Genomic DNA, 24,334 nt, shown 5'->3' on the forward strand with positions numbered 1-24,334 from the left:
ATTTTGCCTTGTTCTCTTTAATATAAATACAAAGAAAACAAGGTTACTCTATTTTACACAAATCTGATCTGAAAAACATGAAGAAAATCGAACGTATACCCAAAGATGTACAGTTAAAAGTCTGTTTAACATCTCTCGTCTGGCTGATTGTCTGTACTACTTTTTCTGTATATGCCCAATATCCGATAACAGGTCTTGTAACTGACAAAGCTACGGGAGAATCCCTCATCGGGGTTAATATTATTGTTAAAGGAGAAAAAATAGGTACAGCTACAGATATAGACGGAAATTTTTCTCTAAATACTCCTTCTCCGAACTCAGAATTAGTTATTTCATATATGGGGTATATTACCAAATATATAAAAATATCCGGACAAAAAAAGCTAAAAATTGAGATGGAATCCGATAATAAGATACTGGGAGAAGTCGTTGTTGTTGGATATGGCACACAAAAAAAAGAAACAGTTGTCGGAGCAATAAGTAGCATAGGAAATAAAGATATTGTAAAAATACCAGTTGCTAATGTCAGCAATATGTTAGTAGGACAAATCCCAGGCATTTCTGCTGTTCAAGCCAGTGGAGAACCAGGAAAAGACGCTGCAACAATTCGTATTCGAGGGATATCCACTTTCAACAACAGTGGACAGGAACCATTAATCGTAATTGATGGAATACAACAAACACAAGAAGCATTAAATGCCATGGATCCGAATGAAATAGAAAATATTAATGTTTTAAAAGATGCGTCGGCTACAGCGGTTTATGGAGTAAAAGGTGCAAACGGAGTTATTATAGTAACTACACGAAGAGGAAAAACCGGGAAAATAGCAATAAATTTTTCTGCAAATTTCGGTATGAACGAATTGACTTCAATGATCAAATCATGTAATTCTTATGAATGGGCCCTATTTCGTAACCAGGCAATACAGAATGATGGAGATCCATCAAAAAATAATCTACTTTTTAATGAAGAAGATTTATGGAAATTTCTAAATCATCAAGATTACACAGACCAAGAAATGGCCGAAATGGGACTATCTCAAAGTCAAATGAACCGAATCAGGGATCAGGGAGCTATTTATTATACAGATCACGATTGGTATAAAGAGACTTACGGGAAAAAAGGATTGCAACAACAGTATAACCTAAATATATCAGGAGGAACAGAAAAAGTACGGTATTTCTCTTCTGTCGGATATTTTTCCCAATCTGGGAATTTTAATAATCAGGATCATTACGGAGGTAAAAAAAACGATATTAACTCTTATTATAATCGTTATAACATTCGTACCAATATAGATGCAGATATTTTTAAAAACTTGACAGTTTCGGTAAATTTATCAGGAGAATTTACGGAAGACAAAGGTTTTCTCGGAGAAAATAATTCAACAAGTGATTATAACAGGTACAAATCTATACGGCAGTATACTTATCCTCCTTTTGCCGGACCAAGTATTTTAAACGGAAAAATGATCAATTACACAAACCGCAATCCAATTAAGTCGAGAATGGCAGGGGGACCCAACGGATGGACACCTGTAGCTGACTTATTCAGTCGATCTTTGCAAACGACTAATAAAAATATGTTATTTACCAATATATCTGTCGAGCACAAATTCGATTATCTACTACCTGGGCTATCACTTAAAGGAACTTTTGCATATAATGATACTTATAAAACTGGAAATTACCGTTCGACACAGGTACCTTTTTATACAGCAGACAGAAGTGAAACTGACCCTTCCGAAATAATATATACGGGTGGAACTATAGGCCCTCAAAGCGTTACTTACAGTCAAGGCAACTTTAAAGCACGAAAATATTATTATGAAGTGGCATTAAATTATATTCATAGTTTTGGACCTCATAATGTCAGTGGTCTTATCCTTGGAAATGCTCAGAAATATCATGACCCTTCACTTTTGTATAAAGTTCCTCAAGGCTTAATGGGTTTAACGTCCAGAGTAACCTATAACTTCGACGAACGATATCTATTCGAATTTAATATGGCTTATAACGGGTCAGAAAACTTTCCTCCAGAAAAACGTTTTGGTTTTTTCCCCTCCGTTTCTGCCGGATGGGTAATATCTAATGAACCTTACTTCCCCAAAACACAATATATAAGTTGGATAAAAATACGAGGATCGTACGGTGAAGTAGGTAATGACAATCTCGGGGGTAGCCGGTTTATGTACCTTCCAAGCACCTGGATGTATACAGGCTCTGGAGCACTAAACGGATATAATTTCGGTTATACAGATGGAACAAGTACAGCCCCATCATTTGAAGGAGTAACAGAAAATCAGATAGGAAATCCATTAATTACCTGGGAACGAGCCCGAAAATTCAATATCGCTCTCGAAACTCGTTTTTTTAATAACCGTTTATCTTTTATTGGCGACTATTTCTATGAAAAAAGAGATCAAATACTATGGAATTATGGAACTATATCGAATCTGGTCGGAGCTAAAATGCCAGCTGCAAACATCGGAAAAATGAGTAACAAAGGATATGAATTACAATTAGAATGGCGAGACATGATAAATTCTTTCTCTTATTATATCAAAGGTGCAGTATCTTATGCCAGAAACCGAATAGATTATATGGATGAACCCATGTATAACAATCCTTGGATGAATACAACCGGATATATGTACGGACAATATAAAGGATTGAAAAGCAACGGTTTTTATAACACCGAAGAAGAGGTAAATCTCCATAACTATTCCGTAACTGACGGAAATAAAGTCCGTTTGGGAGATATTAAATATCTCGATATCGATGGAGATGGAAAAATTGATCAGAATGACTATGTACCTATCGGCTATAGTCCTATTCCGCTATATACTTTTAATTTATCCGCTGGAATAGAATATAAAGGATTTAGTCTTTCAGCTATTTTCGTAGGCTCGGCAAAAGGCTCATTTATGTTAAGTAATTACGCCACCACCCCATTTACCAAAGATTGGGGATCTGCATGGCAATGGATGTATGAAGGACAATGGACGCCCGAAAAAGTAGCAAAAGGCGAAAAAATAACATTTCCTAGAGCATCTTTATCACAAGGAACTAATCAAAACTATCTTCCTAGTGATTTTTGGCTCCGTTCTACTGATTTCTTCCGATTAAAGAATTTAGAAATAGCATATAATTTCACCCAATTAGGAGCTTTGAAAAAGATAGGTATACAAGGTATCAGGATTTATATCAATGGGAACAACCTTTTGACTTGGAAAAGCAAAGATTTACCAGATGGTATAGATCCAGAGCAATCATCAACTCAATACGCTCAAGAAGGGTTACTTTATCCTATGACCCGAGTGTATAATATAGGTGTCAAGTTACAATTCTAAAAATCACATTGTTATATGAAAAATTCCATATATATCACCATTAGCTTCATCTTTACACTCTTGGCCTGTGAAGAACATTTTTTGGAAAAACCTTTGGGGGGAGATACCAATTTAGACTCTATATTTACAACTTCAGACAAAGCCATTTCAGCTCTATCAAAAGCCTATTCTATGAATTTGGCATGGGGATATCCCGAAAAAGATTGGGCTCCTGGAAACTCTGGAATGAATGGTTTTACTCTAGATGAACTTAGTGGAGACGATATGTCCGTTTTCAGCTGGGAGTCGGGTTATAATGTAACCCATTCTGGTATGGAAGCTGTAACTGACTGGAATAACAATGGATCAGCCAGCTGTGAAGATGCTTATTCATTTCGCTGGAAAGGAATACGGCAAGCCTACCTCGTCATCGAAAACATAGACCGAGTAACCGACATGGAACCGGAAACCAAACAACAAATAAAAAAAGAAATGAAAGCCCTTATCGCCTTTTCATATACACAAATGTTTAAAAGATACGGAGGAGTGCCTTTAGTACATTCAACCATAAATATCGGTGACAATAATAAAATACCCAGAGCTACTTTGCAAGAAACTTTGGACTTCATCTTAAATCTATGTGATGAAGCCAAAACTTTACCCAACATATACCCGGACAATTTAAAAGGACGATTGACAAAAGGCGCAGTTCTTGCCATAAAAGCTGAAGCTCTTTTATTTGCAGCCCGACCTTTATTTAATTCAGACACTCCTTATCTCGATTTAGGCGAAAATAATAAATTGATTTGTTTTTGCAAAGAAAATCCCGATAGATGGGCCGAAGCGGCCGAAGCAGCTAAAGCAGTCATAGACTGGGCCAAAAACGAAAGTGGGTGGTGCCACCTCATCGATACTGATAATCCTCTCGACGACTATGGTACAGCTACCTCTACACCCAATAATGCAGAAATGATCCTATCCTATAATGTTGTGTCCACCAGTATGTCAAAATGCTTTGATCCCCACTTTTGGTGGGTTGTTAGCAAGGGGATGACATTTAGACAATTGACACAATACCACAGAAGTGACGGTAGTGACCAAACCTGGGCTGGAACATCTGCACGACCCTTTAAAGAATATGTGTCGAAAATGAACGAAATGGAACCTAGATTTAAAGCATCATGTCATGCATACACTATTGATGCATGGAATAACCCAGGAGATTCTTATTGGAGTGCAGCAACCTTATATTATTCCCAAACCAATAATTCCTGTGCTGTAAATACCAAATTTTGGTATAAAGCGGGTAGAAGAAACTGGTTTTACCCCCCCATATACAGACTGGCGCGAATCTATCTTGACTTGGCAGAAGCATATAACGAATCAGGACATCCAGACCTGGCCTTGCTTTACCTCAACGATATACGTGACAGAGCAGGATTACCCCTTATCTCAGAAACAGAAAAAATACCGTTACGTAAACTAATTAACCGAGAAAGAAGAATAGAATTATATAAAGAAAATTGCAGTTATTTTGATTATAGACACTGCAAACTTGCCGGAACCCCAGACTCCCCTTATGGGAATATGGTATCAACATTTAAATACACTTATAACAGTTCTAATTCAGGGAAAGTTGAAAGCGATTATAAAGACTACAAAGTAGAACCTAAATATATTTTATATTGGAGTAACAATCAATTTTTATATCCATTCCCTCAAAGCGAAATAAACAAAAAGTACCTGATACAGAATCCGGGGTATTGATTTAAAAAGAAATATCAAAATAAAATCAGGATGAAAAAATATATATATTACCAAATCATAAATGTAAAACTGCTACCAGTATATCTGGCATTTTCCATAGCGGGGACATGCTATGGGAAAAAAGATATACACCGGTCATATAATGACAGCATCACACCTGTGCTTATTTCTACAAGTGCTTATTCTACAGTCACCGGAAAAGATTTATATAACTCTCCAGCTCCTAACATTACAAATACCCTTTTTGGTCGCCTCTCCGGTTTAATCGTTTCACAAGGGACACAAGAGCCCGGAAATGATATGGCTACTTTAAACATCCGAGGTATGGGAACTTATAATGACGCTTCAGCAACCATTTTTGTCGATGGATTTCAAGTGCCTATGAGCTACTTTCAAAACATATCTCCAGTAGAAATAGAAAATATCAAAATATTAAAAGATGCAGCAGCCTTAGCTCCTTACGGGATGAAAGGTGCAAATGGAGTTATATTAGTAACCACTAGAAGAGGTACAAACAACCGTACAAAAATAAATATCCGAGCTAGAAGCGGATTTCAACAAAGTTATCCATTGAACAAGCCACTATCATCTTATGATTATGCCCGGTTATATAATCAGGCTATAAGTAATGACAATGGACGGGTATGGTCCCCTAAATATTCACAGAAAGAATTGGATACATACAAAAATGGAACTGGTACCTCTGTTGACTGGTACAATGAAACTCTGAAAAAAAGAAGTCCTCTTACAGAAGCCGATATTTCTATCGGGGGAGGTAACCAGCGGTCCAAATATCAAATTATATTCGATTATCTAAATCAACAAGGAGCATATAACGTTAAAAATGACGACCTTCATTCTAATCTACAATATAAACGTTATAACCTACTAACAAATCTTGATGTTACATTATCTAAAATATTCTCGGCAAGTATAGGCTTAAGCGGACGTATCGAAGACCGTTCGCGACCCAATTATGAAACCAGTTCTTTATTTTCAAATCTTGCTAAATATCCATCCAATATATATCCGGTAAGAAACGAAAATAACAGTTGGACCGGAAACTCCATATATCCTGATAATCCGGTAGCATCTATTCGAGAACTTGGCTATATACAATATCATGATCGTACTCTGCAAGCAAATTTCAGAATAAAAGAAAATTTAGACATAATCACTCCCGGTTTATATCTAATCGAATCTGCCTCTTTTGCAAATTATAACCGAGGGACATATGGCAAAATTAAAGACTATGCCCGCTTTGCATCTGACGGGTCCCCCAGTACCAATAATAAAGAAACCATATATGAAGTTACAGATGACTACGGAACAGATTCATGGGACTGGAAACAGTATATGATTTCCGCCGGTTACGATAAAATTTTCAATAAACATACAATCTCTTCTCTTTTTAATTTCTTAGGTTCATCCGAAAAAATGCAATTCGGTAATGAAGGAGGAACTGCTTATAATTATGCCAATTTAGGAGGAACAATACATTATGAATACGACAAACGTTATATTGCAGAATTCGGATTTTCATGCAGTGGAACCGATTACTATTCTCCAGATAACCGCTGGGGATTTTATCCAGCAGCATCTATCGCCTGGATAATTTCTAATGAAAATTTCCTTCATAAATGTACGGCATTAAATTTACTGAAATTAAGAGCATCTGCTGGCAAATCCGGAATAAATAATGGTGGCAGATATGCCTATCAACAATATTATACATATCAGGGATATTATGGAATAGGCTCGTCATCCATATCATCCGTGCAAGGTGTAACCCAAAGTACCGTTGCCAATCCTGAGATATTTGCTGAACAAAGTATAAAATATAATGTCGGTATCGATGCTACATTTCTGAATAAACTCAAATTTAATGCAGATTTATTTTTAGATAAACGATCTGGGATCATCTCTAAAAATAACGCATTACCGGCAACGTTTGGAGGAGTTCCACCTTTCAGTAATATTGGTAAAGTAACCAATAAAGGAGTGGAAGCAGAAATTGAATTTCGAGACCAATGGCATAATTTCTCATTTATAACCAAAGCTTCAATTCTTTATTGTTCAAATAAAATCGACTACATGGCTGAAATCATTACCATACCAGGTGCCATAAAGACAGGAAACCCCATTAATACAAAATTCGGATATTTAGCTGATGGTTACTATCAACTGTCCGATTTCAATGCCGACGGATCTTTAAGAGACGGAGTCATTCAATCGACCTTCGCTACAGTACAAGCCGGAGATTTGAAATTTAAAGATATTTCTGGCCCCAAAGGAGTGCCTGATGGAAAAATCGATGCATTTGACAAAACCAAAATCGGGAAATCTGACCTACCGGAAATTACATACGCTTTTCAGATAGGATGTGGCTATAAAGGATTCGACCTTAACATGCTTTTTCAAGGAGCAGCAGGAAGAGATATTAGCTTACTAAACAACTGGAATCAGACTGTTCCGTTTCAAAACAATGGAAATATCTACAAAAATGCTCAAAATGCATGGGCATATTATCCAGAACAAGGAATAGATACCAGAGCCTCGGCAACCTTTCCTCGCCTGACAACACAAAGCAATAATAACAATTATGCAGAATCAGACTATTGGATCAAAAACGGAAGTTTCCTCAGACTTAGAGAAATTAATTTTGGATGGACATTTCCTGAAATAATATCACAGAAGGCCCATATAAGTAAATTACGTATATTTTTTAGCGGAGAAAATTTATTTACTATTAGTAAATTACTAAAAAATTACCATATTGATCCCGAAACGTTTACCGGCTATCCGGTACAAAAAATTTTCTCTTTCGGATTATTATTGAATTTTTAAATTAAAAAGCATGAACAAAAGAAAATACATCATCAAATACCTGACTATAGGAGTATTATGCGGTTCTTTTTATGCTTGCTCCGATTTCTGGGACACCCGTATTGATTCTAACTTGACCGATAAGAATCTGGCTTCAAAATACAACTATATATGGAACTTCGGATATGCACCTTATACTTATCTGACCGATGGTTTTATCAATATCGACAAGAATCTCTTTGCCGCAGTAACCGACGAAGCACAACAAACATCACTTAACGCAGATGCTCGATATTTCAATCAAGGAACATGGAATGCATTTAATAACCCAGCTGATGTATATGCTTCCTGTTACAAAGGGATTCGCGCAGCAAACTATTTTTTAGAAAAATATGCTGATTATAAAACTATATTGGCATTGAATCGAGACACAGTATCTGACCATCAATACCAATATAAAGTAGATGTATTCGACATTGAAAAACTTAGAGCAGAATCACAGATACTAAAAGCCTATTTTTATTTTGAACTGATAAAAAGATACGGAGGTGTCCCTATAGTTAAGAATTTATTAGAAATAAATGACAACTGCAATATACCCAGATCTTCATTTGAAGAAGTCGTAGAATACATCATTGAACTAATAGATCAAACAAAAGACAATCTGGTCAACCAGTGGGGAGTCGACCCCATACCCGGTTTATCAGGAGCAAAATCAAGTAGTGGAAATGCAGGACGAATAACCAAATCTGCAGCTTTAGCTCTTAAGTCAAGAGTATTATTATATGCAGCAAGTCCACTCCATAATCCAGAAAATAAAAAAGAAAAATGGGAGCGTGCGGCTCAAGCGGCCTACGATGTCATTAATTTAAATTTACATATGCTCGATAACAATTACTCGGAACTATTTCTCGGAAATAATCCCCTGACAAGTTACGAAGTAATATGGGCTTATCGCCAAACAGAAACAAATAACTGGCTCGAAACCGCAAATTATCCAATCGGAACCATAGGAGGGAAAAGTGGTGTTACACCTTCTCAAAATCTAGTCGATGCGTATGAATATACCGGAACTCCAGACCCATTAGACCCATACAAAAACCGAGATCCTCGATTAGCTTATACTATCGTAACGAATGGTAGCAAATGGAATGGGCGTACAATAGAAATATTTCCCGGAGGTAAGGACGATTATACCAACACCAATGCAAGCAGGACAGGATATTATTTAAAAAAATTTATGAATGACAATCTTGATTTAAAGGAAGGAGCCAAAGCCCAACACAACTGGATTATTTTTAGATATGCAGAAATTCTCCTAAATTACGCAGAATCGATGAACGAGGCTTATGGCCCCGACAATCGAGCAGGTTACGGACTCTCTGCACGTCAAGCCATTAACCTGATTCGAAATCGTAATAGTGTAAAATTAGGTCCAGTTTCTGCTAATTCTTATCAGGAAATGAAAGACAAAATAAAACATGAAAGACAAATAGAACTGGCATTCGAAGACCATCGATGGTGGGATCTTGTTAGATGGAAAGATGCAGAAATCACGCTAAACAAACCGTTAATGGGCATTAAAGCCGTCAAATATACAGAAGGGAAATTCAGATATACGACATTCAAAGTAGAAGACCGAATCTTCTACCCTCATATGTATTTATTTCCTATTCCCCAATCCGAAATAACAAAATCAAATGGAATTCTCAAACAAAATCCCGGGTGGTAAAAAACAATTTATTATGAAATACATAAAAATTAAATTTCTATATTTCCTAGCTATTCTCTTTTTCTCCATGAGTTTAATTTCTTGTGATAAAGATGACTCAAAAATCGAATATGGCATACCCCTAATATATATGCCCCAAGCCACTTATTCCTACGCAGCAAATACCTGTGACTACCCTGTTCCTGCATATTCGGACGGTGGTGAATCGCAACAAGGCAATGCTGTTGCAAACTACACCATAGACAAGAGCGCGGGAGAAGGAAAAGAATTAATCAATATCTATTTAGGGGTCAGCCGTTCTGGCATGGAAGCATTCAAAAGTTACTCTGTCGATTTAATAGTAGATAACGATACTGTTATGAAAGCCATGCAAAAAGGATTATTTGCTAATGGAGTATTACTTGAAAAAAATGCTTACACCATTCCTTCTCGAATCACCGTTCCGGATGGAAAAAATTCTGCCTCGTTCTTTCTTACATTAGATAAAGCCATATTATCGGCAGACAGTAGATATGCAGGTAAAAAACTAATTCTGGCCATAAAAATACAAAATCCTTCTCGTTACAAAATAAATACATCGTTAGCTACAACTATGATTATTGTCAGCAACTGGGAAAATTTAAAATAAACACTATAATAAATCATTCCATAAATGAAAAAAATTATAAAACAGATACTTTCAGTACTCATTTTCCTGTTCATCTGGAGTTGTGAATATGAGTCGCTCCCAACATCTGATATCAAAACGGGACCGAAACCAACAGCTGCCTTTTCAGTAAGTACAAGTCTAGAAGATCCTCAGACCATTATATTCAACAATACATCGGAAAATGTACAATCCGTTTTCTGGCAATTTGGAGATAATACGACAAGTACAGAATTTTCTCCCATCCATTCGTATGCTATAGGAGGCATATATAAAGTAATATTAAAGACTAAGAGCGAGGCAGGATATGAAGCATCAGACACTTTGGATGTGATAGCTGCCGGAACAGCAACAGCCTCTTTCAACATTTCTCAAAATGGATTAAAAATAAAACTTGAAAATACATCTTCCAGTGTAAATTCTCTACTCTGGGACTTCGGAGACGGAAATACCTCAACAGAAATTTCTCCCGAGTATGAATATTCCTCTTCAGGAACTTATATCATAAAACTAACAATACACGGACTTGCTGGTGATTTAGCAATATGCGAAAAAGAAGTTTCTGTAAATAAAGATTATATTAACGGAGGCGATATGGAAGATGCAAACTTCTGGACCATAGAACCAGGTGCAAATTGGTATCCTTTATGTAATTATCAGTTCGGATCCAGTATAGGCTCTCCTGAAGGCGGGACAGGAGGATGTCTCAGATTATGGTGGGACGAAACAGCCATAGGAGACAAAGCCAATGCAGGATGCAATATCTATCAGGGAATAAACCTGGAAGAAGGAAAGCAGTATCGTTTTTCAGCTTTGATAAAACAAAATCCAGGAAAAAACTCAATCTTTCAGTTTTTCATTGAATCGACACCTGATATTACAGGAAAAAATGCTTTTGCAGAAATAAATACTTATTTGGATGGTTGCGGAACCTCAGTTTTGAACGGTAATATCATGGACGTGGCTTGTCGAGGTACAGGAATGGATAATAACGGAATATTTACCGCAACATCGTCTAAAATGTATGTAATACTGCATCTGCACAATTATCAGGGTAGTTTTGGAGGAGATATTCTTATAGACAATATATCAGTAACAGAAATCAAATAACACGCTTATATATGAAGTCAAAACTTTGCTTTTTATTATTTACTTTTCGGATATGCCTTTGCCATATATATGCCGGAGAACCGATATATATACAGATAAATCCGGATAAAACAATCAAAGAATTAAAAAATTGCCCATTAGGGGTAAATGTAAACTTTCTCCTTGACAATGATAAAAACAGACCTCAAAAAGTCAGGACGTTCAGTGATGCATTAAAAGAAATGGGAACGATGATAGTCCGTTTTCCGGGAGGAGAAAAATCGGACAATTATTTATGGTCCATTTATCCTTATGAAAAAGCAAATCCCCAAATTGCTCGCAAAGGTGATTTCGAATGGCCATACACAGCAACTCTGGATAAGAGCAAGTTCCTATATGACTTCGATACATTCATGTCCGATTGTAAATCTGCAGGCGCCAAAGCAAACCTAGTTGTTCCAATGGACATATATCGACCTGTCAGTATAAATAGAGACGGAACTCCATCTACAGAATTAACATTTACCCAAGCTCTACAAAATGCAGTAGAATGGGTAAAGTATACAAAAAAACATTACCCTGGGATGGTTATAGCTTGGTCCATAAGCAATGAACCTTGGCTAAACGGAGGGGGCACCCAAACTCCAATCAAAGATCCATACCGCTATGGATCAGATGCTGCAGTACTGGCATACGAAATGAAAAAAATTGACCCCGAAATTAAAATAGCTCTCGCCGGAGAACGTCCAGACTGGTATAATACAGCCTTAGACGGATTTAAAAACAGAATTCAAAAAGATTACAAAATTCAGGAATGGACTCGCTATTTGGACTATCTTGATATCCATGGCTATCCTTTTTATGTATACAAAGAGGCAGATTGCATTGGTTGCGGAAAAGCCGGCTATTCCAGCTTTATTTCCAATCCAACGCAAGGAATTGACGGGTACATCGAAAGAGCCCGTTCCGGTCTCACAGTAGAATACCGAGATTTATTCCCCTTTATTTATACAGAAACAAGTGCTCTTTCTTATTCAGAATGGGATAAAAACGGCCCAGATACTGGACATGGCTTAGGTGCTTTTTTTGTTATGGCAGAAGGAATTACCAACCCTCATATCGAATTTATTCAATATTGGAATACAAGATGGAAAGATGATAATGTAAATGTAAACAACCTTCTCAAACCTAATAATGAATTAACCGGATTAGGGTTAGCAATTTCAATTTTAGGAAAAAACCTACTGACTCATATGGTCAAAGTAACTGATAATTCAGCTAAAATAAATTCTTATGCTTCTTATGATCCCCAATCAAAAAAATTGAATATATTTATTTTAAATCGTGATACTGTCCCAACCTTAGCCGAACTTTCCATATCAAATCATAAATTCAAACAAACGGATTACAGAGTCTACAAAGGTAAAAATGATAAAGACTTAAACCCTTCATTTTCAAAAGTAGAATATATCAAAAAAAATAAAAAAGCATCAATGCACTTGACAGTGGAACCAGTTTCCATTACACTAATTTGTACAACACTTTTCCCCGATAGCCATGGACATAAATAAAATACACAATTTTTTGCAAAGAATAGCCTTATACTCTATGAGACTACCTCTAATTTTATTGTTTTTATCTTTTTTAAAAACAGAATCGTGTTATGCCGAAAAAAGAATGCGTATGCAAATTCCGTTAATAGGGGCACAAGTTATTATTGAAAAAGGACAGACACCACAGGAAATAGAAACATTTTTTCAACGACTTCATGAAAACCGCATGAATATATGTCGTATCCGTATGTTCGAAGCATATATGCATAAATCGGACGGTAGCTGGGATTTCTCATTATTTGACACGGCCTTTCGAAGTGCAGAAAAATATAATATTAAGATTTTCGCGACTTTATTTCCAGCTACTTCTTTTTCTGATATAGGTGGGTTTAAATTTCCTCAAGATGAAATACATTTTGCGAATGTAAAAGAATATATAAGACATGTGGTTTGCCATTTTAAGAAATTCAGCTCACTATACGGATGGGTACTGGTTAACGAACCTGGAGTAAGCGGCAAAATACCCCCCGGAACATTCACTTCAAACCATTTTGAAAATTGGAAATTACAACATAAACAAATTCATTCTTCGTTGAAATATCCTGTACTTGATTTTAGCCAGGAAAAATTTCTACTTGATTATAATACTTGGTATTTAAAAAGACTATCGGAAGAAGTCAGAAAATATGATGTTACTTCCGAAATCCATGTCAATAATCACAACATATTCCGCAATGTAGCAGAATATGATTTTCCATCCTGGAGTAAATTTCTGACATCCTTAGGAGGCTCTGCACATGCCAGTTGGCACTTTAGTTATTTTAACCGATCACAATATGCTGTAGCTATGTCACTTAACAGCGAAATAATTCGTTCGGGAGCACAACATATTCCGTGGATTATGACCGAAATGCAAGGCGGAAACAACACATATAGTGGAGACAATGCAATGTGCCCAACACCAGAAGAAATACAACAATGGCTATGGATCGTCATCGGGACAGAGGCCAAAGGAGCTATTTTTTGGAGCCTCAACGCCCGGGCTTCAGGACTGGAATCAGGAGAATGGGCATTACTCGATTTTCAAAATAATCCTTCTAAAAGGCTAACTGCAGCAGAATCTGTCGCCAAAACTATTCAACAAAACGAGAAATTATTCTGTAACGCATCAGTTGCCGAATCCGGAATATCCATACTGTATACTCGAGAATCAATGTGGATAGAGAAAAAAATGATACTCCAGAACAACCAACTTTCCGGAAGGCAATGCGGTGGAGTTATGAAATCAGCTATTGGGTATTTTGAGGCTTTAAGTGAAATGGGAATACAATGTAATTTCAAGTCAATCGATGAATTCGATTTTTCAAAAGACAATTATTTAGGCAAAACCTTAATTCTTGCCAACCAAATCAGTATTCCCCAGAAATATTGGAAACCTCTTGAAAATTTCGTTTTAAAAGGAGGCACATTATGGATAGATGGACTAAGCGGATACTACGATGAAAATGCCATATGTACTTTTATGACAGATTCAACACCAACCGATCTTTTCGGTGGAAACCTGAAAGAATATATCCTAGTAGATAATATATTCGATTTAAATTTATCAGCCATTGGTATTAACCTGCCAGCTCATGCATGGAAAGGAATAATAGATAACATTGATAAAAAATCTACACAAATTTTAGGGACTGATGATGAAGAAATTACAGCTATCACTCATTATTCCGGAAAAGGAAAAACAATATGGATTCCATCCTTATTGGGATTAGGGGGCAGAATAGAGGGGTACAAACCTTTGCAATCTCTCCTAAATAACATATTAAGAGATAATTTAAAAAATTCGCCTATACGTTTCTCAAAAACAGTTCCTGAGACTCTGATGAAAGTAATGAAAAACGGGGACAATTTCATATCAATCATAATCAACAAAAATAAAAACAAACAAAATATTGAGCTGACTCTTGACAAGACTCTAAAACCTCATATTCTATTTGCTAATAAAAATGGAAATATAATAAAAAACAAAGTATCAATATCTCCTGAAGAATCTATCGTAATTTTATGGAAATAAATCATTTAATTTATACAAATATGAAAACAAAAATTACCCGATTTGCCATTGTATGTGCAACTATTTTCAGTATGAATTGTTTCTGCACATTTGCAGAAAGTGTAGACTGTACATCTCTTATAACCAATCCGAATTTCGAAGACGGGTTGGACGGTTGGACGGTTGTCGCCAATACCTTTACCATAGAATCTTGGGGTATAGGAACGGACGGAGGCAGTAAAAGCGCAGGAATGTCCGGAAAAGTGTCCCCCTCAATAAGCCAAAGCATTACAACCGAAAACGGAAATTATACACTATCTCTTATGTATACAGCCAAAAATTTCGGAGATGGAGCAAAACCTACGGTATCGATCAACGGAAAATCTCTATTTACATTCAGTGATGGTAAAGCCCAGACAGCAACTATAACATTCAACGTTACCGAGGGGAAAATAGATTTAGTCATTTCTGGGCAGGATTTGGAAAAAGGGACACCTTATTTAAATATCGATAATTTTAAACTGACACTCAATACAACCCCCGAACCTCCTATCGGAGAAGATGTTGATTGTACATCAGCTATCACTAACCCCAATTTTGAAAACGGGCTGAACGGTTGGACCGTCGTAGCTAATACCTTTACTGTCGAATCATGGGGATTAGGTGCCGATGGTGGAAATAAAAGTGTAGGGATGTCAGGAAAAGTAACTCCTTCTTTAAGTCAGAAATTTCAAGTAGATAACGGCAGCTATACTCTTACTTTCATATACACTGCTAAGAACTTCGGTAACGGTATTAAACCAACTGTTTCAATCAACGGTACAAATCTGTTTACATTCAATGACGGAAAGAACCAAACAGCAATTCTAAAATTCAATGTTTCAGATGGAGTTATAGATTTAGTCATTTCAGGCCAAGATTTATCCACAGAAAATTATCCTTATTTAAATATCGATAATTTTAAACTTATAAGAAATTCGACTCCAACTTCTATTACAGAAGCTTCCACCTCAAATCCTACGATTTATTTTGCTAATGGGATATTATATGGAAATAATTTAGTAAAAGATATGATACTCAACATTTATGATATGCAAGGCAAAAAAGTATATTCGGAAAATATTACAAACGAAATGTTCTGTAAACAATTATCATTAGCACAAGGGATATATTTTATTGTCATAAACCATCTTAAATGGAAAATTAAAATATAATTTTTTCATTTAGACAATATCAGAAAGCTGTCTAACTGTATCAAATAAAACTAATTATAATAATTTGTCATCCTGAACAGAGAGAAGAATCCATTACCGAATAAGGACTTACAATCTATTTTATATTTATCTCCACAACCTCAGGATGACAAAATATTTAACTTTTCTTTTGAATTTATTTTTTTATTTTCCAGAATTTATTAGGCAACTTTATAGCAAATCTATTTAATTTTTATAAAATATTCCGCTCATGAAACCGTCCGTAATAAAAACAAGTATTTCTATACTTATTCTATATGCCTGCTTTGTCTTGAAAATAAATGCACAAGACTATGACTATACGTCACATATTATAAATCCGAGCTTCGAAAATGGAAGTACGGGCTGGACAATAATTCCAGGGACTTTCAGCATAGCAACCGATTACGGATTAGGAGATGGAACATGCAGAGCCAAGTTTTCCGGAAAAGTAAATCCTTCAATGAGCCAAACGATTGTAGTACCTAATGGTCATTATAAACTATCATTCCAATACAGCGCAGGAAACTTTACTACCTCCAAACCCTCAATAAAAGTCAATGGAATAGTAGTATACACACTTGAAAACGGAGGAAATATAAAACCGTCTGTTGAATTCGACATAACTGAACTATCCATTCATCTGGTCATATCGGGGAATGGATTGCCCAATAACGGATGGCTTGATATAGACAATTTCAAATTAACCGGGAATGTTGCTCCAGAAATTGAAAAAGGGCCTCTGAATCTTGCCATCATCAGTGCTCAAACTACATATAACGGAGCACTTGCTTCAGATTATGTCGATGGAGCCAAAGAAAGTTTACTGGCAGCTATTCAGGCTGCAGTAAATATCAGGAATAACGATAACGTTACACAAACAGAGATAAACACAGCTATAGAAGACTTAAACCAGGCTGTTAAACGATTTAACTATTCAAAGCGAGTAGATGTTACTATTACTATAAAAGCAGATCAAATCATTAAAGACATATGTCCTTATGCCGTCGGAATAAATACCAATTATGTAAACGATTCACAAGCCAACCGCCCCCAAGGCTCACAATCTCTAAGTGATGCTTTTAAAGAAATGGGTACCCGCATTATTCGTTACCCTGGAGGACAAAAATCAAATTATTATTGTTGGTCCACATCCGATGTAAATTATGCCTATCCTAATCCTAAACTGTCACGTTATAGTACTCATCCAGGAGATTTTCCATCTACATCTTATTGGATACCAGCCGCTGACCCTAATGGAGACTGGAAATATCCACCTCTAAACTTCGACGATTTTATGTCTGTGGTAAAAGATGCAGGAGCAGAAGCGAATATTGTCATAAATTACAATAACCTGAGAGTTCCAGCATTAAACGGAGGCAGTGCTATATCATTCGATGAAGGCCTTACAATGGCTGTTTCTTGGGTACGCTATGCAAATATTACAAAAAAATATAACGTGAAATACTGGACTATCGGAAATGAAACATATAACGCTTTGGCTGACGGCTCATACCTTACCGCCGAACAATACGGAAAAGACGTTTCGACTTTCTCTAAAGCCATGAAAGCTGTAGATCCAACTATTGAAATAGGTCTATGTGTAAAAGATGTCGCATGGATGAATACTGCTTTAAAATATTGTATAAATGATATTGATTTCATCGATTACCATAATTATCCTATCTACAGAAATTATGAAGCTTTTCATAATTGGGATGCCAATTGGTTACACCCTGAATTAGAAGATGCAATTTCGTCACTGCCAGAACCTCAAAAAAGCAAACTATATATTGCCATTACTGAAGCAGGAGCCAATACGGATGGTGACGATGCACCCAATACCGGAACCGGATTAGAAAATTTCAATGTCCTGACAAACCTCATAGGAGTAAAAAAAATAAAATTTGCTCAATTTTGGGGAACACGCTATACTACCCCCAATATACAACGCTGGTACCACACTCTATATGAAAATAACACATTAAATGCCAATGGTCTAGCCATATCGGTTCTAAGTAATAATCTGCTGGACAAACTCATAGAATCATCCAGTACAAACAACCTTCGGGTTACTCCATTTGCCTGTAAAAGCAATTCGGACGGAAGTATAAATGTATATCTATTAAATAAATCATATGTAAAAGCGAATGTGACCGTTCTTTTAAAAAATTACGACTTCACAGCCAACTCTGCCGAATACTGGATTTATAAAGGTACAAATGACCAAGACTTAATGCCTACTTACAAAAGATATGAAGATATACCTGTTTCAAACGGAATTATAAAATTAGATCTCGAACCGGTTTCGATAAATGTTTTAAAAATAAAAAATCCTTTAACATCTTCTTCTGAACTTAGTAAGACAAGTTCCAGTATAAATGTATGTCCCAATCCATTCTATGGAAAAACATCTTTCGACATAACGCTATCGAACGCAGAAAAAATACAAATCCAAATTACAGATATTCAGGGCAGAATAGTAGACAATTTTACATACAACGGAATGCCAGGAAAAAATAAAATATATTGGGAAATATCGAATTTAACCCAACCTGCCGTACCAGGTATTTACATTTATCGGACAACAATTGGAGGAAAACTACATACCGGAAAATTAATTTATATAAAAAATTAAAATAATAAACTTATGGAAAACAAAAATACAGGAATATTACGAATTTGTATAATCCTACTAATATGGGTACTAAGCGTACTACATACATACGCTCAATATGATGTCGTTATAGTCGGCGGAACTCCCGGTGGAATTATGTCGGCTATATCTTCTGCCAGAGAAGGTAAAAGTGTTCTTCTTTTAGAACGGACCTCCCACCTCGGAGGTTTACCCGCTAACGGTCTGGGAGCGACAGATATAGCAACCAGAGGGGCAACAACAGGCCTTTTCATAGAATTTGTAAATCGAATAAAACAGTATTACATAAAAACATATGGAGAAACATCACAACAGGTTATCGATTGTAGCGATGGTTATCATTTCGAACCTTCTGTTGCCGAACATATATTCGAAATGATGTTACATGAACAATGTAACAAAATTACTATACTAAAAGAAAGACAATTCGACTCAGACCCTACTAATATTGAAAAAAAAGGAAATACTATTTTATCCATAAGAATCAAAAATAGAAAAAATAAAAGCATCGAAAAATATGAAGGTAAAATATTTATAGATGCCACTTACGAAGGGGATTTGGGTGCTGCCGCCGGTGTTCCATTCCGGGTTGGCCGTGAATCACGAAACGAATTCGAAGAGATAGGAGCCGGAAAAGTATATCGATATTGGGAAGCAGAAAAAGGGCAAAAACAAAATATATGCGGATATGAAGGATACGAATCAGAAGGAACAACATTTATTGGTGACAATGCAGTACAAGCTTACAATTTCCGATTATGTTTGACAAAAGATAAAAAGAATATGCGTCCAATCGAAAAACCAGAAAACTATAACCGAAACGACTACATTTCTCTAATAGAGGATGTATGGACAGGCCGTAACACCAGTATAAAAATGGCTTCAGTAACCCCCCAGATGATTGAAAATAATAAAAAAAATATTGCTGCAGGAAACAAGACTCAACTTCCTGGAGACCGCTGGGGAATCGCTAAAATTACAAATATGGTAGTTCTTCCAAATGAGAAAACAGACGCAAACAATCAACACCTATCATTTCTTTCTACTGATTTACCGGAAGAAAACTGGCCATGGCCAACTGCCAGTTGGGAATGGAGAGACAAATATACCCAACGACTTCGAGACTATACTCTAGGCCTACTGTGGTTTGTACAGAATGATAAAGAATTACCACCACACTTCCGCCAAGAATGTAAAGAATGGGGGCTATCATCGACTGAATATTCCGATAATAAAAACTTTCCTCGGCAGGTTTATGTCAGAGAAGGCCGACGTTTCGAAGGTAAATACTTTTTTACTACACATGATGCATTGCCTGTTGCAACAGGCCAACGGCCACCACTCCATACATCAAGTATAACCGCCAGTCATTATGCTTTAGATTCCCATGCTGTATTTAAAAGAGAAAAAAACAGGGTACATCTCGATGGATTTATAAGCTACCCAACAGAAGTATATACCGTACCATATGGAGTCATTGTCCCCAAAAATATAAATAATCTCCTTCTACCAGTGCCTGTATCAGGAAGTCATATCGGATTTTCAACGTTAAGGATGGAACCTTGTTGGATGGCTCTAGGACAAGCTGCCGGAATAGCAGCATCTATCGCAATAAACGAAAATAAGACAGTACAAAACGTTGCGATACAAACTCTGCAGCAACATTTAATAAAAGAAAGGGCAACCTTGATATACTTTAAAGATATAAAACTGGGATCGCCTGACTTTGAAATGGTTCAATATATGGGAATAAGGGGATATCTCCCAGAATGGGAAGCCCGACTATCGGATACAGCAGACGAGGACTGCCTGAAGCAATGGCGTGAAATGTCGGGAATAGACATTCCTTCTGATTTACACTTACGAGGAGAAATTCTCCACTATATTTACCAAAAAATTTCTGTATACTAATGAAAAAACTTATTAGTCTCGGATTCTACCTATCTTTTATATGTCAATCAGTATTTTCCCAAAATATTCCAAACTGGGAAAATCCGGCAGTATTTGCTATCAATAAAGAAGCCGGACGGTCTACTTTTATCCCTTATCCAGACATTACATTGGCCAAAAATATGGAACCAGCTTCTTCTCCCCGGTTTATGAATCTCTCGGGCAGATGGAAATTTCATTATTCTGCTAGTCCCAAAGAAAGACCAGAAAAGTTTTTCCTTCCCGAATTCGATATAAGCGAATGGAAAGAAATAAATGTTCCTGGAAATTGGGAATTACAAGGATATGGTATCCCATTATATGTAAGCCAAGGATATACATTTCCCAAGAATATTCCATTTATCGATTGCTCGTTAAATGCTGTAGGGTCTTATATCAAAGAATTTAATTTACCTTATGAATGGAAAGGGAACCGAGTTTTTTTACATTTTGAAGCTGGAACACCAGCCATGTATATTTGGTTGAACGGTCAAAAAGTCGGCTATAGCGAAGGAACAAAAAGCCCTGCAGAATTTGACCTCACTCCTTATATTAGAACAGGGAACAATTATCTTGCCGTAGAAGTATATAAATACAGTGACGGTTCATATCTTGAAGATCAGGATATGTGGCGCTTATCCGGAATAGAAAGAAATGTCTATTTATATTGTACCCCTCAATGCAGAATTGCAGATTTTTTTGTTCATGCCGATTTAGGAAGAAATTACAAAGATGGAAGATTCTCTGTAGATATATTATTAAAAAATTTCGAGGAAAATTTCTCAGACTATGAAATAAAATGGTCATTAATTGACAGGGAAGGAAAAACAATTATATCAGAAACAAAACAAATACATTTAAAAGCAGGTGATAATAAACTGTTCACTTCAAAGTATGTCCCCCATCCGAATTTGTGGTCAGCCGAAACTCCTTATTTATATACTTATATCCTTTCGCTAAAAAATAAAATAACCGGGCAAAGCGAAACTGTTTCATGCAAAACCGGATTCAGAAAAGTAGAAATACAAAATGGCATTCTGAAAGTCAACGGACAGAGAATAGAAATAAAAGGAGTAAATATACATGAACATCACTATCAAAATGGTCATGTTGTCGATGATTCCACACTCTTACAAGACATCACATTAATGAAAAAATATAACATTAATGCCGTCCGTATGAGTCATTATCCTCACTGCACACGCTGGTACGATTTATGTGATCGATACGGACTATATGTCCTTGATGAAGCAAACTTAGAATCTCATGGTATGGGCTTCGGGCGAGAAAACCCCTCTTATAATACATCTTGGGACAATGCCCATCGAGATCGGGTGATGCGCCTTATAGAACGGGATAAAAATCACCCGAGTGTTATCCTTTGGTCTATGGGTAACGAATGTAGCAATGGACCTATCTTCCACCAACTATATAGAGAAATTAAACAAAAAGATCCCTCTCGACCTATTATTTTCGAACAAGCTGGATTCGAAAATAATACAGATATTGTCAGCCAGATGTATCCAGAAATAAAACAAATATCAGATTATGCCCGCCTAAAATCTCCTACACGCCCTTATATTATGTGTGAATATGCCCACTCCATGGGAAACAGCACGGGAAACTTACAGGATATTTGGGATATCATCCATAGTTCACCTCATATGCAGGGTGGCTTTATCTGGGACTGGGTAGATCAGGGTATACTTTCTAAAGATGAGTCGGGTCGCGAATACTGGGCATACGGAGGTGACTTAGGAAGCGGTATATACCGACATAAAGAAAATTTTTGTATTAATGGTCTTCTATTTCCCAACCGAAAGCCTCATCCGGCATTACATGAAGTTAAGAAAGTATACCAAAATATCGAGTTTGAAATAGCAGACACATCCCAGAACATAATTTGTATGTACAACCGATACAATTTTACAGACCTGTCTGAGTTTGATTTCAAATGGATTTTACTATTAAACGGCAAAGAAATAAAATCGGGGAATTTACAGGTTTCTGCACCTCCGGGTGATTCTGTGAAAGTAAAATTAAATCTTCCCTACATATCGTCAAATCAGGGGAATGAATATCTACTGAATATGTATGCTCTAAATCGGGACACAACATTATTGTTGCCTTACGGGCATGAAATTGCCTCTCGACAGTTCTACCTCACACCGAACAATTATTTCACACATCATACTTATAGCGGGAAAAAAACAGAATTTACAGAAACAGATAACGCATTTATCTTATCGTCCGGAAACATTAAAGCGGTCATAAATAAAATTACCGGAGAACTAACCGACTACGTATTCAATAACACTCGATTATTGAAACGTCCAGTAGAACTGAATTTCTGGAGAGCTCCTACCGATAACGATTATGGTTGCAACTTCGAAATCAGCAGTAATATATGGCGTTGTGCAGGACAAAACAAAAAACTTAAGACTCTGATGACTGAAGAAAAAAAGGGAACATTCATTATAAAGGCCGAATATTTGCTATCTGATGTAAATAGTAAATATTTCCTGACATATACCTTCCACCCAGGAGGAACTTTATCAATTAATGCTTCCTGGAAATCTCTATCTTTACAGCCGGAAATGCCACGATTTGGAATGCTATTAACTCTTCCGGAGCAATATGATATATTTCGCTGGTATGGTCGAGGCCCATGGGAGAACTATACAGACCGGAACACAGCCAGTCATATAGGGCTATATGAAAGTACAGTCAAAGAACAATATGTGCCTTATGTAAGACCCCAAGAAAACGGGAACAAAACAGATGTACGTTGGCTAACATTGACCGACAAAAACGGTACCGGAATAAGAATAGAAGGGTTACAACCTCTAAGTGTGAGTGCCTTGCCGAACCGTCCGGAAGATTTTGATCCGGGGTTGACTCGCAAACAGCAGCATATCAACGACATTTATCCCAGATTTACATATCCGCTCCTACCTCTTCACGAAGTTATCCTGTGTGTTGATTTAAAACAGCGAGGCGTGGGAGGAGATAACAGCTGGGGTGCTCAACCTCACGAAAAATACCGTTTACTCGGACAAAGTTATGAATACGGATTTACCATTAGTCCGGCACTTTAATATTCTATAAATTAAAGAAATCATTTCCCAAATAAATCCTATACGAGTTACGTCTTTTGATGTCTCTATTCTATTTGAATATGTTGTCGTAAAAATAATCAAAACAGAGATTCTTTCTAATCCGATATTATATCAACCATTCCTGAAAATTTCGTCAAAAATAAAAGTGATTCCGATTTTTGGAATCACTTTTATTTTAACAGTCTTCTCTCAGTGAAGAAATAATGTTTTTTCAAACATACAATTTAGTTAATCATCATGTTCGGTTTTCTTCCATTTCCCACTTTTATCAAAATGAATATCTGAAGATACATGCTTGTTATCTACTTTTACTTTATAACCATTTTTCTTACGTTCTATTTTTTTTATATCACTTCCCTGATGTTGCGTATTGACATAACTGACAACTCCTGAAGGAATT

13 protein-coding genes are annotated in these 24,334 nt (G+C 36.4%); 12 read left to right on the forward strand and 1 reads right to left on the reverse strand.

The features are described 5' to 3' along the window. Nucleotides 1-77: 77 nt before the first annotated feature. The 12 genes from BN2628_RS08875 to BN2628_RS08930 all read left to right on the forward strand — a co-directional run bounded on the left by BN2628_RS08875 (nucleotide 78) and on the right by BN2628_RS08930 (nucleotide 23,913). Nucleotides 78-3,353, forward strand: coding sequence for a SusC/RagA family TonB-linked outer membrane protein (locus BN2628_RS08875; protein WP_055096893.1), 3,276 nt, complete (start codon nucleotides 78-80; stop codon nucleotides 3,351-3,353). 15 nt (nucleotides 3,354-3,368) lie between these two features. After that, on the forward strand, nucleotides 3,369-5,099 hold the full coding sequence (locus tag BN2628_RS08880) for a RagB/SusD family nutrient uptake outer membrane protein (protein ID WP_055096896.1): 1,731 nt from the start codon (nucleotides 3,369-3,371) through the stop codon (nucleotides 5,097-5,099). A 30-nt stretch (nucleotides 5,100-5,129) separates the two neighbouring features. Next, entirely contained in the window at nucleotides 5,130-7,946 is a 2,817-nt protein-coding gene (locus BN2628_RS08885; protein ID WP_055096898.1) for a SusC/RagA family TonB-linked outer membrane protein, read from the forward strand. Between the two features lie 10 nt (nucleotides 7,947-7,956). Next, nucleotides 7,957-9,657, forward strand: a complete 1,701-nt coding sequence (locus BN2628_RS08890) for a RagB/SusD family nutrient uptake outer membrane protein (RefSeq protein ID WP_055096899.1) — start codon at nucleotides 7,957-7,959, stop codon at nucleotides 9,655-9,657. A 13-nt stretch (nucleotides 9,658-9,670) separates the two neighbouring features. Continuing rightward, the gene (locus BN2628_RS08895; RefSeq protein WP_154668437.1) at nucleotides 9,671-10,285 is read left to right on the forward strand and encodes a DUF1735 domain-containing protein; all 615 of its coding nucleotides are present in this window, start codon (nucleotides 9,671-9,673) and stop codon (nucleotides 10,283-10,285) included. Between the two features lie 24 nt (nucleotides 10,286-10,309). Next, nucleotides 10,310-11,413, forward strand: coding sequence for a PKD domain-containing protein (locus BN2628_RS08900; RefSeq protein WP_055096903.1), 1,104 nt, complete (start codon nucleotides 10,310-10,312; stop codon nucleotides 11,411-11,413). An 11-nt stretch (nucleotides 11,414-11,424) separates the two neighbouring features. Continuing rightward, nucleotides 11,425-12,963, forward strand: coding sequence for a glycoside hydrolase family protein (locus tag BN2628_RS08905; protein ID WP_055096905.1), 1,539 nt, complete (start codon nucleotides 11,425-11,427; stop codon nucleotides 12,961-12,963). Between the two features lie 112 nt (nucleotides 12,964-13,075). Then, a complete protein-coding gene (locus tag BN2628_RS08910) occupies nucleotides 13,076-15,019 on the forward strand; it encodes a beta-galactosidase (protein ID WP_257606440.1) in 1,944 nt (647 codons plus the stop codon). A gap of 20 nt (nucleotides 15,020-15,039) precedes the next feature. Further along, nucleotides 15,040-16,212: a T9SS type A sorting domain-containing protein gene (locus tag BN2628_RS08915; RefSeq protein ID WP_257606441.1), complete on the forward strand. Its 1,173-nt coding sequence runs from the start codon at nucleotides 15,040-15,042 to the stop codon at nucleotides 16,210-16,212. A 250-nt stretch (nucleotides 16,213-16,462) separates the two neighbouring features. After that, nucleotides 16,463-18,868 (forward strand): T9SS type A sorting domain-containing protein, encoded by a 2,406-nt coding sequence (locus BN2628_RS08920; RefSeq protein ID WP_055096910.1) that lies wholly within the window; start codon nucleotides 16,463-16,465, stop codon nucleotides 18,866-18,868. A gap of 12 nt (nucleotides 18,869-18,880) precedes the next feature. Further along, a complete protein-coding gene (locus BN2628_RS08925) occupies nucleotides 18,881-20,797 on the forward strand; it encodes an FAD-dependent oxidoreductase (protein WP_055096912.1) in 1,917 nt (638 codons plus the stop codon). Further along, nucleotides 20,797-23,913, forward strand: a complete 3,117-nt coding sequence (locus tag BN2628_RS08930) for a beta-galactosidase, LacZ type (RefSeq protein WP_055096914.1) — start codon at nucleotides 20,797-20,799, stop codon at nucleotides 23,911-23,913. Before BN2628_RS08925 ends, BN2628_RS08930 begins: the two co-directional genes overlap by 1 nt. A 249-nt stretch (nucleotides 23,914-24,162) precedes the next feature. Here BN2628_RS08930 and BN2628_RS17800 read toward each other — a convergent pair whose 3' ends face one another. Next, nucleotides 24,163-24,333 carry a PepSY-like domain-containing protein gene (locus BN2628_RS17800; protein ID WP_411267745.1) on the reverse strand — a complete coding sequence of 57 codons (171 nt, stop codon included), beginning with the start codon at nucleotides 24,331-24,333 and terminating at the stop codon, nucleotides 24,163-24,165. Nucleotide 24,334 lies beyond the last annotated feature (1 nt).

It is taken from the genome of Gabonia massiliensis (assembly GCF_001403595.1).
GTDB classification, from domain to species: Bacteria; Bacteroidota; Bacteroidia; order Bacteroidales; family Coprobacteraceae; genus Coprobacter; species Coprobacter secundus.

Excerpts from the sequence above, each read along its gene's own strand:
- BN2628_RS08885 (WP_055096898.1), top strand. The coding sequence starts at position 5,130 with ATGAAAAAATATATATATTACCAAATCATAAATGTAAAACTGCTACCA.
- BN2628_RS08875 (WP_055096893.1), top strand. The coding sequence starts at position 78 with ATGAAGAAAATCGAACGTATACCCAAAGATGTACAGTTAAAAGTCTGT.
- BN2628_RS08895 (WP_154668437.1), top strand. The coding sequence starts at position 9,671 with ATGAAATACATAAAAATTAAATTTCTATATTTCCTAGCTATTCTCTTT.
- BN2628_RS08890 (WP_055096899.1), top strand. The coding sequence starts at position 7,957 with ATGAACAAAAGAAAATACATCATCAAATACCTGACTATAGGAGTATTA.
- BN2628_RS08925 (WP_055096912.1), top strand. The coding sequence starts at position 18,881 with ATGGAAAACAAAAATACAGGAATATTACGAATTTGTATAATCCTACTA.
- BN2628_RS08880 (WP_055096896.1), top strand. The coding sequence starts at position 3,369 with ATGAAAAATTCCATATATATCACCATTAGCTTCATCTTTACACTCTTG.
- BN2628_RS08910 (WP_257606440.1), top strand. The coding sequence starts at position 13,076 with ATGCAAATTCCGTTAATAGGGGCACAAGTTATTATTGAAAAAGGACAG.
- BN2628_RS08905 (WP_055096905.1), top strand. The coding sequence starts at position 11,425 with ATGAAGTCAAAACTTTGCTTTTTATTATTTACTTTTCGGATATGCCTT.
- BN2628_RS08920 (WP_055096910.1), top strand. The coding sequence starts at position 16,463 with ATGAAACCGTCCGTAATAAAAACAAGTATTTCTATACTTATTCTATAT.
- BN2628_RS08930 (WP_055096914.1), top strand. The coding sequence starts at position 20,797 with ATGAAAAAACTTATTAGTCTCGGATTCTACCTATCTTTTATATGTCAA.
- BN2628_RS08915 (WP_257606441.1), top strand. The coding sequence starts at position 15,040 with ATGAAAACAAAAATTACCCGATTTGCCATTGTATGTGCAACTATTTTC.
- BN2628_RS08900 (WP_055096903.1), top strand. The coding sequence starts at position 10,310 with ATGAAAAAAATTATAAAACAGATACTTTCAGTACTCATTTTCCTGTTC.